Annotated in this window: 12 protein-coding genes and 1 tRNA gene; 4 read left to right on the forward strand and 9 right to left on the reverse strand. The window is 71.0% G+C overall.

The annotated features are described in order from the left end of the window. Window positions 1-6: 6 nt before the first annotated feature. Entirely contained in the window at window positions 7-324 is a 318-nt protein-coding gene (locus FHY05_RS13645; RefSeq protein WP_183945013.1) for a 2Fe-2S iron-sulfur cluster-binding protein, read from the forward strand. Window positions 325-528: 204 nt separating this feature from the next. On the opposite strand, the gene rlmB is transcribed toward FHY05_RS13645, so the two are convergent. Beyond that, entirely contained in the window at window positions 529-1,278 is a 750-nt protein-coding gene (gene rlmB / locus FHY05_RS13650; protein WP_183945014.1) for a 23S rRNA (guanosine(2251)-2'-O)-methyltransferase RlmB, read from the reverse strand. A gap of 212 nt (window positions 1,279-1,490) precedes the next feature. On the opposite strand from rlmB, the gene FHY05_RS13655 reads away from it, so the two are divergent. Next, a tRNA-Tyr gene (locus tag FHY05_RS13655) sits at window positions 1,491-1,576 on the forward strand. A gap of 264 nt (window positions 1,577-1,840) precedes the next feature. On the opposite strand, the gene FHY05_RS13660 is transcribed toward FHY05_RS13655, so the two are convergent. Further along, window positions 1,841-3,259, reverse strand: coding sequence for a methyl-accepting chemotaxis protein (locus FHY05_RS13660; RefSeq protein ID WP_183945015.1), 1,419 nt, complete (start codon window positions 3,257-3,259; stop codon window positions 1,841-1,843). Window positions 3,260-4,579: 1,320 nt separating this feature from the next. Then, window positions 4,580-5,821: a hypothetical protein gene (locus tag FHY05_RS13665; RefSeq protein ID WP_260181557.1), complete on the reverse strand. Its 1,242-nt coding sequence runs from the start codon at window positions 5,819-5,821 to the stop codon at window positions 4,580-4,582. A gap of 153 nt (window positions 5,822-5,974) precedes the next feature. On the opposite strand from FHY05_RS13665, the gene FHY05_RS13670 reads away from it, so the two are divergent. Then, complete coding sequence (locus FHY05_RS13670) at window positions 5,975-7,780, forward strand: methyl-accepting chemotaxis protein (RefSeq protein WP_311732480.1); 1,806 nt, start codon at window positions 5,975-5,977, stop codon at window positions 7,778-7,780. Window positions 7,781-7,951: 171 nt separating this feature from the next. Here the strand turns inward: FHY05_RS13670 and FHY05_RS13675 are convergent, their stop codons facing one another. The 4 genes from FHY05_RS13675 to FHY05_RS13690 form a co-directional block, all read right to left on the reverse strand. Then, window positions 7,952-9,145: a multidrug effflux MFS transporter gene (locus FHY05_RS13675; RefSeq protein WP_183945132.1), complete on the reverse strand. Its 1,194-nt coding sequence runs from the start codon at window positions 9,143-9,145 to the stop codon at window positions 7,952-7,954. A 201-nt stretch (window positions 9,146-9,346) separates the two neighbouring features. Further along, window positions 9,347-10,486 (reverse strand): metallophosphoesterase, encoded by a 1,140-nt coding sequence (locus tag FHY05_RS13680; protein WP_221191198.1) that lies wholly within the window; start codon window positions 10,484-10,486, stop codon window positions 9,347-9,349. A gap of 40 nt (window positions 10,487-10,526) precedes the next feature. Continuing rightward, window positions 10,527-11,513, reverse strand: a complete 987-nt coding sequence (locus tag FHY05_RS13685; RefSeq protein WP_183945134.1) for a nitronate monooxygenase family protein — start codon at window positions 11,511-11,513, stop codon at window positions 10,527-10,529. Window positions 11,514-11,600: 87 nt separating this feature from the next. Continuing rightward, a complete protein-coding gene (locus FHY05_RS13690) occupies window positions 11,601-11,879 on the reverse strand; it encodes a hypothetical protein (RefSeq protein ID WP_183945016.1) in 279 nt (92 codons plus the stop codon). A 77-nt stretch (window positions 11,880-11,956) separates the two neighbouring features. Here FHY05_RS13690 and FHY05_RS22560 point away from each other — a divergent pair, with 77 nt between their 5' ends. Continuing rightward, complete coding sequence (locus FHY05_RS22560) at window positions 11,957-12,085, forward strand: hypothetical protein (protein WP_260181558.1); 129 nt, start codon at window positions 11,957-11,959, stop codon at window positions 12,083-12,085. Window positions 12,086-12,145: 60 nt separating this feature from the next. Here FHY05_RS22560 and FHY05_RS13695 read toward each other — a convergent pair whose 3' ends face one another. Both FHY05_RS13695 and FHY05_RS13700 read right to left on the reverse strand, forming a co-directional pair. After that, window positions 12,146-12,418 carry a hypothetical protein gene (locus FHY05_RS13695; RefSeq protein ID WP_183945017.1) on the reverse strand — a complete coding sequence of 91 codons (273 nt, stop codon included), beginning with the start codon at window positions 12,416-12,418 and terminating at the stop codon, window positions 12,146-12,148. Between the two features lie 131 nt (window positions 12,419-12,549). Further along, entirely contained in the window at window positions 12,550-13,587 is a 1,038-nt protein-coding gene (locus FHY05_RS13700; protein ID WP_183945018.1) for a sensor histidine kinase, read from the reverse strand. Window positions 13,588-13,592: the final 5 nt, after the last annotated feature.

The raw sequence follows: 13,592 nt of genomic DNA on the forward strand, positions 1-13,592 counted from the left end.
ACCAGCATGCCCAAGCTTATCGTCGAGACGCGCGCGGGGGAAGAACGCGAGATCGACGGCGCCGCCGGCCTGTCGGTGATGGAAGTGATCCGCGAGGCCGGGATCGACGAGATCCTGGCACTGTGTGGCGGGTGTTGCAGCTGCGCCACCTGTCACGTTCACGTCGATCCGGCGTTCGTCGCGCTGCTGCCGCCGATCGGCCAGGACGAGGACGACCTGCTCGACGCCGCGAGCGACCGCGACTCGACCTCGCGCCTGTCGTGCCAGATCGAATTCGGCCCGGCGCTCGACGGACTGCGCGTGCGCGTCGGCGCGGACGACTGAGCGCCGCCCGGCAGGTTCAGCGCGACGCCGCGACGCGTCGAAGCGAGGCGGGTCCAAGCGGCGCGCGGAGACGCGGGGGCACCCCGCCCGCCCCACCTGTACAACACACCCGCGCGCCGGGTTCAGAGCGCGCTCCGGCGCTTCGCCTCCGCGCCCCCGCGTGACACACGTCCTTCGCGTCCTCGCCGCGTCGCGTGGCTGGTCTCAGCCGACCCTCGCCGCCGCGGCGTAGAGCGCGATCGCGGCGGCGTTGGACACGTTGAGGCTCTCCACCTTGGCCGAGATCGGCAGCCGCGCCAGTTCGTCGCAGTGCGCCTCGGTGTTATGGCGCATGCCCTCGCCCTCGGCGCCGAGCACGATCGCGACGCGCTGCGCGCCCATCGCCTGCGCCAGCGTCTGGGTCGCGTGACCGGTCAGCCCGATGCGCCAGAAGCCGGCCTCGCCGATCTCGTCGAGCGCGCGCGCGAGATTGACCACGCGGACCCACGGCACCGTCTCGAGCGCGCCCGAGGCGGCACGCGCCAGCGCGCCCGACTCGGGGGGCGCGTGGCGGTCCTGCGTGACGATGCCGAGCGCGTCGAAGGCGGCGGCGGAGCGCAGGATCGCGCCGACGTTGTGCGGGTCGGTCACCTGATCGAGCACGACGAGCGGGCGCTGATCCGCGCGGCCCTCCTCGAGCAGGTCGCCGAGCCACACGTCCTCGAGCGGATCGACCTCCGCGACCAAGCCCTGGTGCGGCGCGTCGGCCGGGACCAGCCGCCCGAGATCGGGCGCCTCGGCGAAAACGATCGGCAGCACCGGCGGGAGATCGAGCGGCGCCAAGGCCTCGCGCGTGCCCCAGACCTTGCGCACCGTGCGCTGCGGGTTGGCGAGCGCCGCGAGCACAGGGTGGCGCCCCCACAGCCGCGTGCGGTTGCCCTGCTGCTGGCTGGGCCGGTGTCCGCGCCGCGCCATCAGCCGCGTCCCCGGGGCGTGGTGAGAAGAGCGAGCGGACGACGCGACATGACGAGGAGCTTTCCGTGACTGGCGGGGAGTGCGGCGGACGCTATGCGCGCACGCGCTGGGACGCAACCGCCGCGGCGCTCGCGAGACGGCGGGACGGAAGGCGTTGACAGGCCGGTCCGCCGCGGGCATTGGGCGCCCTCGCTTTCGACAGCGGCGCTCGTGGAAGGGTGGCCGAGTGGTTAAAGGCAGCAGACTGTAAATCTGCCCACGCAAGTGTACGCTGGTTCGAATCCAGCCCCTTCCACCAAAATTCAGTCTCACCTGCTGCCGTCGCCGCATGGCGGGCTACAATGCGGCGGCGCGACGGGCAGTTCCCGTTCCCGCTGACGCTCGAACAGACTCCCGCCGTCGCGAGCGCATGCCGGAATCGAACAACGCCACCGTCGCGTAGACGGGTCTCAGCTCGGTGATGATCGTCTCGGCGACCTGTCGGACGACCTGATTGTCGCATGGTGCCATCGCTCATCGACCGCGTCGGCGTCGTCGCGGCGTCGGGCGGGCATCGATCGGGTCAGACACCGCCCCGCTCCTCCCGGACGCCGCCCTTCATCGCCGCCACGGGCCGGGCCGGCCGCGCGCGCAGCTCGGACCAGTTCTGGGAACGCCCGAGCCGGTGCACGTTGCCGCTGGCGGGCTGCGGCGCGTCGGCGTGCGCCGCGACGCGGAAGCGCGCGACCTCGCGGGTCAGCTCCTCCGCCTCCGAGGCCAGGCTGCGCGTCGCCGCGGTGGCCTCCTCGACCATGGCGGCATTCTGCTGCGTCACCCCGTCCATCTCCGCGATCGCGGTGTTGACCTGCTGGAGCCCGCTCGCCTGCTGTTCCGCCGAGGACGCGATCGACGCGACGATCGTGCTGATCGAGCCGACGCGGCCGATGATCCCCTGCAGCGCCGTGCCGGTGGCGGTGACCAGCTCGACGCCGAGCTCGACCTGCTCGGCCGAGGCGGTGATGCGCGCCTTGACGTCCTTGGCCGCGTCGGCCGAACGCTGCGCCAGCGCGCGCACCTCGGAGGCGACGACGGCGAAGCCCCGCCCCGCGTCGCCCGCGCGCGCCGCCTCGACGCCGGCGTTGAGCGCGAGCAGGTTGGTCTGGAAGGCGATGCCGTCGATCACCGAGATGATCTCGGAGATCTCCGCCGAGGATCGCTCGATCCCACCCATCGCGGTCATCGCGCGCTGGACCACCTCGCCGGACCGTCGCGCCTCGGCCTGCGCGTCCGCCACGAGCGCGTTGGCCTGCGTGGCGCCGCTGGCGGTCTGGCGCACGGTGGAGGTGATCTCCTCCATCGCCGCGGCGGTCTCCTCGAGCGCGGCGGCCTGCTGCTCGGTCCGGCGCGACAGGTCGTCCGAGGCCTGGCGGATGTCGCTGGCGCCACTGTTGATGTCGCCCGCGGCCGCGGTGACCTTGCCGAGCGTCGTCGCCATCTCGGCCAAGGCGTTGTTGAAGTCGTGGCGCAGCGTCTCATAGTGCGCGGCGAACGGCGTCTCGATCCGCCGCGAGAGGTCACCCGCGGCGAGCCGGCCGAGGCCGAGCCCCAGCTCGCGCACGATCGTCTCGGCCGCCGCGTTCGAGCGCTGTACCGCCTCGGCGTTGGCGCGGAACACCTCCATCGCGCGCGTCATGCGGCCGACGCAGTCGCGATGCTCGGTGCGCCGGATCGGCGACGTCAGGTCGCCCGCGGCGAGCCCCTCCATCCGCACCACCGTCGCGACATAGGGATCGCTGATCACCCGGCCGCTCCACCAGGTGAGCAGCACCGGCACCAGCACCAGGCCGCACCCCCATGCCATCACCGACCAGACGCGGTCGGGCGGCGTCATCGCCGCCGCATAGACCGCCGCGACGCTCAGCGAAGCGACGACGATCTGTATGACGAGGAGCACCTTGAACTTGGTGCGAACGGGCGCATGCTGTGCGAACCACGCGATCATCACTGTACCTCTTCCTGCTGCTGCGAAGAGTATACGGTAGTCTGATTAAGTGATCGCAACCGTATACGACCACGGGGTCGACCCGCACGCCGGGTTCGGCGAGATCACGGTAAACCAAGACTTATGCACCTGATCGGCGGAAAACTGCGATCGTTGACCTATGTAAATCCTGCAAAAAGGGTGGCAGCAGGCTATAGGATCGAAGTTACTGAAAAAAGTATCACAGGAATGGAGTCAATACTAGTTGAAGAGGGACGCACACCTAATGCGCGTCGGTCGTCGCTTCGTCCGTCCAGCGTCGAGCGGTTGGCGCAGGAGGATCCCGTGTGTGACCTGGCCGATCTCTCCAGAAAGACGCGTCGTCCTGCTTCGTGGTCAGACCTCACGGATCGTTCCGGCGCCTGCAGCCGTCCTGAGCGTCACAGAGTCACCTTCCCGCCGCGACACGCGGCGGATGAAGCTGGGTCCTGACGAAATCATCGCGGCGGTGGTGTTCCTAAGCGAGATCGGGACCACGGCGGGTGGCGCGCGACGAGGCGCCGGGCGGGCCGACGCTTCCAGCGCAGCACCTCCTTCGCGGAAATGTTTCAAAACGGTACATTGGTCTGAAAAAAAGCCGGAGGCCGCTGGGAACATTGTACGAAGTTTCCATTCCGAAGAAGCTTCACACCGGTTAATAGAACTCCCGACAGTGGTGACGGGGGCCAACGATGGCAACGGATAGAAGTGGCGCTCGGCTTTCCGGAAGTCGTCGCGATTTCCAGAACAACGCAGACAAGTTCGATCTCAATCAGCGGTCGATGGTGGAGTTGGTCGAAGAGATTCGAGCGCTCAAGTCTGCGGGTGACAAGCAGCGGACCCGAGATAGCCTCAACAGGCCTTGGTGGCTGCCGCGGACCGGCAGGTGAACATGGACCTGGCAGCTTGGATCTCAAGCGTGTCATCGGCCCATATACTACAACTTACGCAGCTTATGGCCGGCATCTGCACCTTGCCGCTCATCGGCCCGGCCGTCGGGACGACGGCGACGATCCTCGTCCGACGGAGATGACGCCCGTATCGGGGAGCGACGACCGCAGATGTCAGCATCGCTTCGCCTCAACTTGCTCGCCGATACGTCATCGTCGCTGACGTCATCGAGGCGGCGAGCGCCGGCGGTGACGGGCCGGTCGAGACGCGGGCATCTCGGACCGGAGTCAGCGCCGGAGAGCGCGACGGGCCGGGCGCGGGGAGCGCCCGCGGTGCCGGATCGGCGACGATGCCGTCGGCCGGGCCTGTTCTCAGCGTTGGCGACCGAGGGCGTCACCGCGCTCGATCACCTCACAGCGCCCAGGTGAGCTCCAGCCACAATTTGCGCGTGTCAGTGGCGAAGCCGTCCGCGTGATACGTGGCGTAGCGCGCCGACACGCCGTAGCGCGCCAGCTTGGCCGCGGCCAGCAGGTCGACCTCGTCGCCGTAGCGGCGATCGACCCGCTCGGCGTCGAAGCGATGGTACACCGCCTGCACCCCGACGGCCTTGAACGCCCCCAGCTTGGGCCAGCTCCAGCCCAGGCTGCCGTACAGGTCGCGCACGCCGTCGGGCGGCGTGGTGGTGAGCTTGTCCGCCCAGCCCTGGAACTTGAAGATCGAGGCCAGCGGCGTCTGGAACGAGGTCAGCGCGGTGCCCTTGCCCGCGCCGAGCACCTCGTAGCCGGCACCGACGTGCAGCGCCCGGAGGTCGAGCCCCCCGTCGATCAGGTAATAATCGGCGCGGTAATCGTTGGGGTTGCGGTGATAGTCCGACTGGGTCGCATAGCTCAGCTGCCACGACGCCTTCACCTTGGGCGCGAGCGCGCGCGTGCCGACCAGCCGCGCGCCGTAGCTCTGACTCGACAGGCGATAGCCCTGCACCGCGGCCTCGTCCTGATCGATCAGATAGGCGAAGCCGGTCAGCGTGCCCAGCGGCGTATCCTGCGCCAACAGCGCGAAGACGTTGTCGCCGCCGATCGCGGTCGGCTTGGCACCGCGGCCGTTGATGCCGCTCGGCGTCCGCACGCTCCACGCGTAGGTGAGGTCGGCGCGCAGGTGCTTGGTCAGGCTCAGCTGGCCGCGCACCGCGTCGAACGAACGCGAGTTCTGCCGGATCGCGGCGGCGCCGACGAAGCGCTCGTCCTCCAGCCCGATCTTCTGTCGACCGCCGATGAGCGTGAAAGGCGCGGTCTTGTACTGCACCTGCGCGCGGTACAGCGCGATGTTCTCGGGGTCGCCGACCGCGGGATAACCCGCGCCGTTGCCGACCGTGTCGTCGTAATGGTCGACGATCGCGAGATTGCCCTGCGCCTCGACCAGCGCCGACCACGGCCCGCTGCTCGCCGCCACGCCGCTGCGCACGCGGATCGTCACCGCGTCCGCGGCGCGCGCGATCCCGTCCTGCTCGACATGCTCGTAGCGCAGCCGCACGTCCTGCGTCGGCGTGAGCGTGATCGAATCCGCGAGCGCGGGCGCGGCATCGAGCGACAGCGCGGGAAGCGCGACGATGGTGGCCGCGGCGAGGCGGCGGGTCAGCAGTGACGAATGAGCCATGGTCCCCCGCTAGGCGCGCCCGCTTGCGATGTCGTTAACGCGCACCGCGCGATTAGCGCGTGGATTACGCCGAACAACAGGGCTTTGGGCCGCGAAGTTAGCCGCCTCTTAACCCGGGATGGCTACCACGACCCCGATCGCCAGGAGACGTTCGTGACCCTTCGTAACATCGCCATCCCGCGCAAGCTCGCGCTCGCCTTCGCGGTGCTGATCGCGACTTTCTCGATCGTCAGCCTCGTCGTCTTCGCCAACGTGCGCACGCTCCACGAGGTGGCGGTGACGCGCGACGAGGCCAAGCTCGCTTCCGACCATGCCGACGACATGCTCAACGGCGTGGTCGAGGGGCAGAGCGCGGTGCGCGGCTATGTGCTGCTCGGCAAGCCCGCCTTCCTCGATACCTATAAGGAAAATGCCGCGGCGATCACCGCGGCCGCGGCCGAGTTCTCGCGATACGCCGCGCGGCCCGACCAGGCCGAGCGCGTGCGGCGCTTCCTCGCCGCGGTGGAGACGTGGCAGCGCACCAAGGTGGAGCCGACGCTCGCCGCCTTCGCCGACCCGGCGACGCGCGAGCAGGCGCGCGAGCTCGCCGGGTCCAAGCAACTCGGCCCGATGCGCGACTCGATCAAGGAGATCCAGGCGGCACAGCAGGCCTGGGTCGACGAGCAGGACGCGGCGCAGCGCCACGCCGAGACGATGGTGATGCTGGCGCTCGCGCTCGGCGGCGCGATCGCGGTGGCGCTGGCGGCGACGCTGGGCATGCTGCTGTCGCGCTCGATCGCGCAGCCGGTGGTGGCGATCGCCGCGGTGATGGAGGAGCTCGCCGCGGGTCGTCACGAGGTGACTCTGCCCAACGCCGACCGCCGCGACGAGATCGGCACGATGGCGCGCGCGGTCGCGGTGTTCCGCGACGCCGCGGTGGAGAAGGCGCGCGACGAACAGGAGCGGCAGGCGGTCTTCGCCGAGGTGGGCGACGGGCTCGCCCGGCTCGCCGACGCCGACCTCGCCGCGCGCTTCAGCGGCTTCCCGCCGGCCTATGCCAAGCTGGAGCAGGACTTCAACGCCGCGATGGACGCGATGGCGCAGGTGATGGGCGCGGTGACCAGCGCCACCAACGGCATCAACGACGGCGCCGCCGACATCCGCGCCGCCTCCGACGATCTCTCGCAGCGCACCGAGCAGCAGGCGGCCAGCCTGGAGGAGACCGCCGCGGCGATGGAGGAGATCACCTCCACCGTGCGCGAGACCGCCGCCAGCGCCGCGCAGGCCAACCGCACGGTCGAGGCCGCGCGCACCGAGGCGGAGCAGTCGGCCGAGGTGGTCGAGCGCGCGGTCGCGGCGATGGGCGGGATCGAGCGCGCCTCCGGCGAGATCGGCGAGATCATCGGCGTGATCGACGCGATCGCCTTCCAGACCAACCTGCTGGCGCTCAACGCCGGCGTCGAGGCGGCGCGCGCGGGCGACGCGGGCAAGGGCTTCGCGGTGGTGGCGAGCGAGGTGCGCGCGCTGGCGCAGCGCTCCGCCGACGCGGCACGCGACGTGAAGAGCAAGATCACCGCCGCGACCGAGCAGGTCGACGCCGGCGTGGCGCTCGTCAACGAGGCCGGCGGCGCGCTGGCGCGGATCAACGCGCGCGTCGGCGAGATCAGCGGACTGGTGCGCACCATCGCCACCGCCGCCGATCAGCAGGCGACCGGGCTCCAGCAGGTCAACACCGCGGTGGCCGAGATGGACAATGTCACGCAGCAGAACGCCGCGATGGTCGAGGAAGCGACCGCCGCGGCGCGCAGCCTGGCGGTCGAGGCCGACTCGCTGGCGCAGCAGGTGTCGCGCTTCAAGGTCGGGGCGGCGCCGCGCGCGGCGAGCCCGGTCCACCAGTTGCAGCAGCGCGCCGCCGCGGGCGTGCGCCGTATCGCCGGTTCACGCGCGACCGCGACGAGCGACGACTGGTCGGGGTTCTAAGCGCCAGCTCCTTCCCGGCGCGGGGAGGGAGACCAGCCGCGGGCTGGTGGAGGCGGCATCAGCGAGCGCTGCGCCGCTCGAGAGTTGCCTCCACCACGGCCTGACCGGCGCGGTCCGCTACCGGTCCGGAAAGGATGCGCTTCCGCTCACCTCGGGCGGATCATCCAACCCTCACCCCATCCGCGCGCGGAAGAGTTGGCCGCCCTCGATCACCCACACTAGCGCGAGCACCGCCAGCCCGATCGCGAGATAGCCCAGCGCCAGCGGCAGCGTCGTCCCCGCGTAGGACTGGCCGATCGCGCTGCCCACCAGCACCGCGCCGATGCTGGTGATGAAGCCCTGCACCGAGGAGGCGGTGCCAGCGATATGGCCGACCGGCTCCATCGCCATCGCACCGAAGTTCGAGCCGCACAGGCCGATGCAGGTCATGCTCAGCGCCTGGAAGACGATGTAGCTCACCAGCGTCTCCCATCCCGCGGTGATCACCAGCAGGTGCAGCACCGAGAGCGCGATCAGCGCCAGCACCGCGGTCTGCGAGATCAGCCGCGTGCCGAGCCGCTCGACCAGCCGGCTGTTGGCGAAGGAGGCGCAGCCCATCGCGCCCGCGCACAGCGCGAACAGCAACGTGAAGCGGTCGCCCGCGCCGAACTCGTCGACGAAGATCTGCTGCGCCGAGGAGACGAAGGCGATGATCCCGCCGAAGGTCAGCGATGCCGCCACCGCATAGCCGGCGGAATAGCGGTTGGTCAGTGTCTGGCGATAGTTGGCGCGCAGGTTGGCGAGCGAGATGGCGACGCGCCGCTCCGCCGCCAGCGTCTCGGGCACGCGCAGCAGCGTCCAGCTCAGCACGAAGGCGGCGAACCCGCCGAGCGCGTAGAAGATGAAGCGCCATGGCCCGAAGGCGAGCAGCCCCTGCCCCAGCGTCGGCGCCATGATCGGTACGATGAAGAAGATCATCTGCGCGATCGACATCGTCCGTGCCATCTGCCGCCCCGAGGCGGTGTCGCGCACGATCGCCACCGCCAGCACGCGGGTCGAGGCCGACATCAGCCCCTGCAGCAGGCGCGCGCCGAGCAGCGCGGGGAAGGTGGCGGCGCTCGCCGCGAAGACGCTCGCGCCGACGAAGCCGGCCAGCGTCACGATCAGCACCGCGCGGCGGCCGTAGCGGTCGGCGAGCGGGCCGTAGAGCAGCTGCCCCAGGCCGAAGCCCATCATGTACACGGTGACGATCCACTGGCGGTGGTTGGCCGCGCTCACCGCCAGGTCGTGCCCGATGTCGGCGAGCGCGGGCAGCATGAGGTCGACGCCGAGCGCGTTCACCCCCATCAGCGCCGCGATGAAGGCGACGAACTCGCGCGGATGCATGCCCCGCGGCGCGGGGTGCGGGTGCGGGGCGGAAAGGGACGTCATGCCTGCCCTATCGTCCTCCCCGCCGCAGCGCACAAGCGGCTGACGGCGCGAGACTTCGGCCATCTCACCCGGCGCGCTCCGGAGCGGCGAACGACAGCGTGCGGGGCGCTGGGCTCCCGCGTCCGCGGGAGCACGACCGAACCCGATGGGCCTGCCTTACGTCGTCCGCCGCAGCGTGATCCGCGTCATCTCGGACGGGCGCCCCAGCCGCAGCGCGAACCCCGGCCACAGCGCGGTGCCGTTGCTGACATAGAGCGTCATCGCGCCGACCGGGTAGCGGCGCGACACGAAGCCGTCGTTGCCCCGCGCCACCAGCCGGTCGAGCCCGACGATCATGCCGCCGTGCGTATGGCCGGAGAGCTGGAGCGCCACACCCCGCGCCGCCGCGGCGCGAGCGTTGCGCGGCTGGTGGTCGAGCAGTACCACCGGCACGCCAGCGGGCGCGCCTGCCAGCGCCGCGGCGAGATCGGGCGCGGGGTGGCCGCTGTGCGTCGCCGAGGCGTCGGTCACGCCGGCGAGCACCAGCCGGTCGCCGCCACGCTGCACGATCGTGTGTGCGTTCGGCAGCAGCCGCACGCCCAGGCCGGCGAGGTGCCGCATCCAGGCGTCGTAGTCGAAGAAATACTCGTGATTGCCCGGTACCGCCCAGACGCCGTCGGGCGCGCGCAGGGCGGCGAGCGGGATCACGTCGTCGCGGCGCATCGCCACCGAGCCGTCGATGAAGTCGCCGGTGACGACGATGAGGTCCACGCCCGTCGCGTTGGCACGCGTGACCATCGCCTCGGCCCAGCGCGCCGGGAACAGCTTGCTGAGATGCAGGTCGCTGAGCTGGAGCAGCGTGTAGCCGTCGAAGCGCGGCGGCAGTCCGGCGATCTCGACTGTGATGTCGCGCACCGGCGGCTGGCGCATCGCGCCCGCTACGCCGACCGCGGCGAGCACCGCCGCCAGCGCCGCCGCGGCGTAGCGCGCGGCGTCGGACAGCGCCGCGCCCCGCCGTACCAGTTGCGCGGCGAGCAGTCCCAGATCGAGCAGCAGCTGCAGCGCGAACAGCAGCACGATCGCGCCGAACGCCCAGTTGAACAGCACGACGACCGCGCGCGGGAACTCGGGCGCGAACACCGAGCCCGACGACAGCTTGCTCCAATAATGGAACTGCGACGCGGCGAGCAGCAGCAACGCGGCCCCGCCCTTGGCCCAGAGCGGCAGCGCGAGCGGCCAAAGCGTGCGGACGACGACGTAGAGGCACGGCGTCGCGAAGATCAGATGGAAGATCGTGGGTCTCCTCCCCCGGCCCAACCAGCGACGCGCGTCCGCGTTGCATCGCCCGCGGCGCGGGTCAGCCGGCGCGGCGCTCCAGCGCGTGCGCCGCCTCGGCCATCAGCGCGGCGATGATATCCGCGATCGGCTCCTCTTTGGTGACCATGCCGACCGACTGGCCCGCCATCACGCTGCCGTGCTCGACGTCGCCGTCGATCACGGCGCGGCGCAGCGCGCCCGCCCAATAATGCTCGATCTGCAGCTGCGCCTCGGCCATCGCCACCCGCCCCTCGTCGAGCGAGGAGGCGACCTCGCGCTGCTTGGCGGTGAACAGCTCGCCACCCGCGTTCTTGAGCGCACGCACCGGGATCACCGGCAGACGCGGGTCGATCTGCACGCTCGCCACCGCATCGCGCGCACTGGCGCGGATGAACGCCTGCTTGAACCTCGGGTGCGCGATCGACTCGGTGGCGCAGACGAAGCGCGTGCCGAGCTGGACCCCCGCCGCACCCATGTCGAGATAGCCCGCGATCGCCTCGCCGCGGCCGATCCCGCCGGCGACGAACACCGGCACCTGCTCGGCGATCTCGGGCAGCATTTCCTGCGCGAGCACGCTGGTCGAGACCGGGCCGATGTGGCCGCCCGCCTCCATCCCCTCGATCACCAGCGCGTCGACGCCCGAGCGGATCAGCTTCCTGGCGAGCGCCAGCGTCGGCGCGAAGCAGATCACCTTCGCGCCGCCCGCCTTGATCGCCTCGAGCGAGCCCTTGGGCGGCAGCCCGCCGGCGAGCACGACATGGCCGACGCCGTGGCGCGCGCACACCGCGACCAGCTCCTCCAGCGCGGGGTGCATGGTGATGAGATTGACGCCGAACGGCCTGTCGGTGAGCGACTTGGTGCCGGCGATCTCGGCGTCGAGCAGCTCGGGCGTCATCGCGCCGCAGGCGATCACGCCGAAGCCGCCCGCGTTCGACATCGCCGCGACGAGATGGCGCTCGCTTACCCAGGACATCGCGCCCGCCATGATCGCCACCTCGCTGCCGAGGAAGGCGACACCGCGCGCCATGCGGCGGTGGAGGCGCGCGGCGCCGCTCGTGGCGTCGTTAGCGGGGGCGGCGGCGGGAGCGAGCGTGTCGGTCATGCCCTGCCCTAATCAAGCCGGGCGGCGACGGCAATCACCCGCGCCGCGGCGGCCGGCGCGGGCCGCGCTCGCCTGCTTTCTCCGCATCATGGCCGCGGTCGGCGGATGCACGCCGCTGCGCGGAGACAGCGCGGCGATCGACCCCGGGGGAGTGACGATGCCGGACGACAGATGGCCGCGCCGGCGCCGCGCGGCGCTGCTGCTGGTGCTCGTCGCGGCGAGCTGCTCGCGGGATCGCTCGCGCTGGCGCTCAGCCTCCTTCGCTGTCCAGCGGCCAAGAGACTGAACCAAAGCGAGAAAATACGGAAAATGCGGCAGTACGACTCGCTTTTAGCGGCGCCCGCGCAGGACTAATCTAGGCGAACAACATGACGGAGGGGATGATGGACGGCATGATGTCGACGCGTCGGCGCTACTCGGTACTCGCGGTGCTCACCGTGGCGAGTTGGAGCACGGTCGCGGTGGCGGCCGAGCTGGTGCTGCAGTTGGCGCGCTGAGGCGCGCCGCCGACGGGTCGGCGCGGTACCCGGGGGGGCGCCGCGCCGACCGAGGTCCGGTCAGTTGCTGTCGCTGTTGTCGTTATTGTCGTCGCCATTGTCGGCGACGAGCAGCACGATGCCGGTCAGCGCGGCGAGGATGCCGATGCTGATCAGCGTGGTGGTCGGCACCTCGGCGCCGATCCTGCTGGCATCGGTGCTGCCACTGGCGGCGCGCGCCGCGTGCGCGACCGAGAGCGAGGACGCCGGGTTGGCAGCGGGCGCGGCGACCGCCGCGACGGGCAGCGCGAGCATCGCGGCGACACCCGCGACAAAGTTGATGAGACGCGACATTCGGTGATCTCCCTGACGGCGCCACCTCTGCGCGCGGCGCGTGGGGCTTCCTAGAACAGGCTGTTGTTGCAGTCATTTGACAATTGCGGCGGGTGGGGCAGCCGATCCTCCCCGGCGAGGTAGGATTGTTGTTACCGGATCGCCGCCGCCAGCACCGCGCGTGTGCCCGGGTGCGCGGCGTCATAGTCGAGCGCCGCGTCCAGGCTCTGCGCCATCGCCCGGATCAGACGCGAGCCGACGCCGGTGCCCTTCGGCCCGTCGTCGCCGATGCCGATCCCGTCATCCTCCACCACCAGGCGGAAGCGCAGTTCGCCGTCGCGCGCCAACGCGATGCGTACCTCGCCGTCGCCCCCCGGATAGGCGTATTTGCAGGCGTTGCTGACGAGCTCGGTGACGATCACGCCGAGCGACACCGCGCGGTCGGTCGGCAGCCGCAGCGGCTCGGCGGCGAGCGACAGTCGGCGCGGCGCCTCGCTGGTCGACCAGGTCGCGCCGAGTTCCTCGATCAGCTGCGCGAGATAGTCGCGCATCTCGACGTGCTCGACGTCGTCGCCCGTATAGAGCCGGCGATGCACCTGCGCGATCGCGCTGATGCGGCGCTGCGTGTCCTCGAGCGCGGCGCGCGCGCCCGGATCCTGCAGCGCGCTCGACTGCATCCGCACCATCGCGGAGACGAGCTGGAGCGAGTTGGCGACGCGGTGATTCACTTCCGCCAGCAGCGCCTCCAGCCGCGCGTTGCTGGCGCGCAGGTCGGATTCGGCGCGGGTCTTCAGAGCCTCGATCTCGGCGCGCGCGAGCACCTGGCGGAAGGTGGCGTCGAGCAGGTCGAAGAAGTCGTCCCCCGGCGTCTTCACCACGTAGTCCGCGGCGCCCGCCCGCAGCGCGGCCACCGCGACCCGCGTCTCCTCCGAGCCGCTGACGTAGACCACCGCGGGCGGTGCTGGCAGCGCGTGGAGCCGCTCGAGCGTCTCCAGGCCGTCGATCCCCGGCATGTAATGGTCGACGGCGACCAGGTCGAACGGCTCGGCCGCCGCGGCCGCCACCCCCGCCTCGCCGCCGTCCGCGGTGGTGACGTGATAGCCGCGCCGCTCGAGCGCGCGCGCGACCAGCCGGCGGATGCCGGCGTCGTCGTCGATGTAGAGGATGCGGGTCGCCGCGGGGTCGCTCACGGCGG

The organism is Sphingomonas sp. BK580, assembly GCF_014194975.1.
GTDB lineage: Bacteria > Pseudomonadota > Alphaproteobacteria > Sphingomonadales > Sphingomonadaceae > Sphingomonas.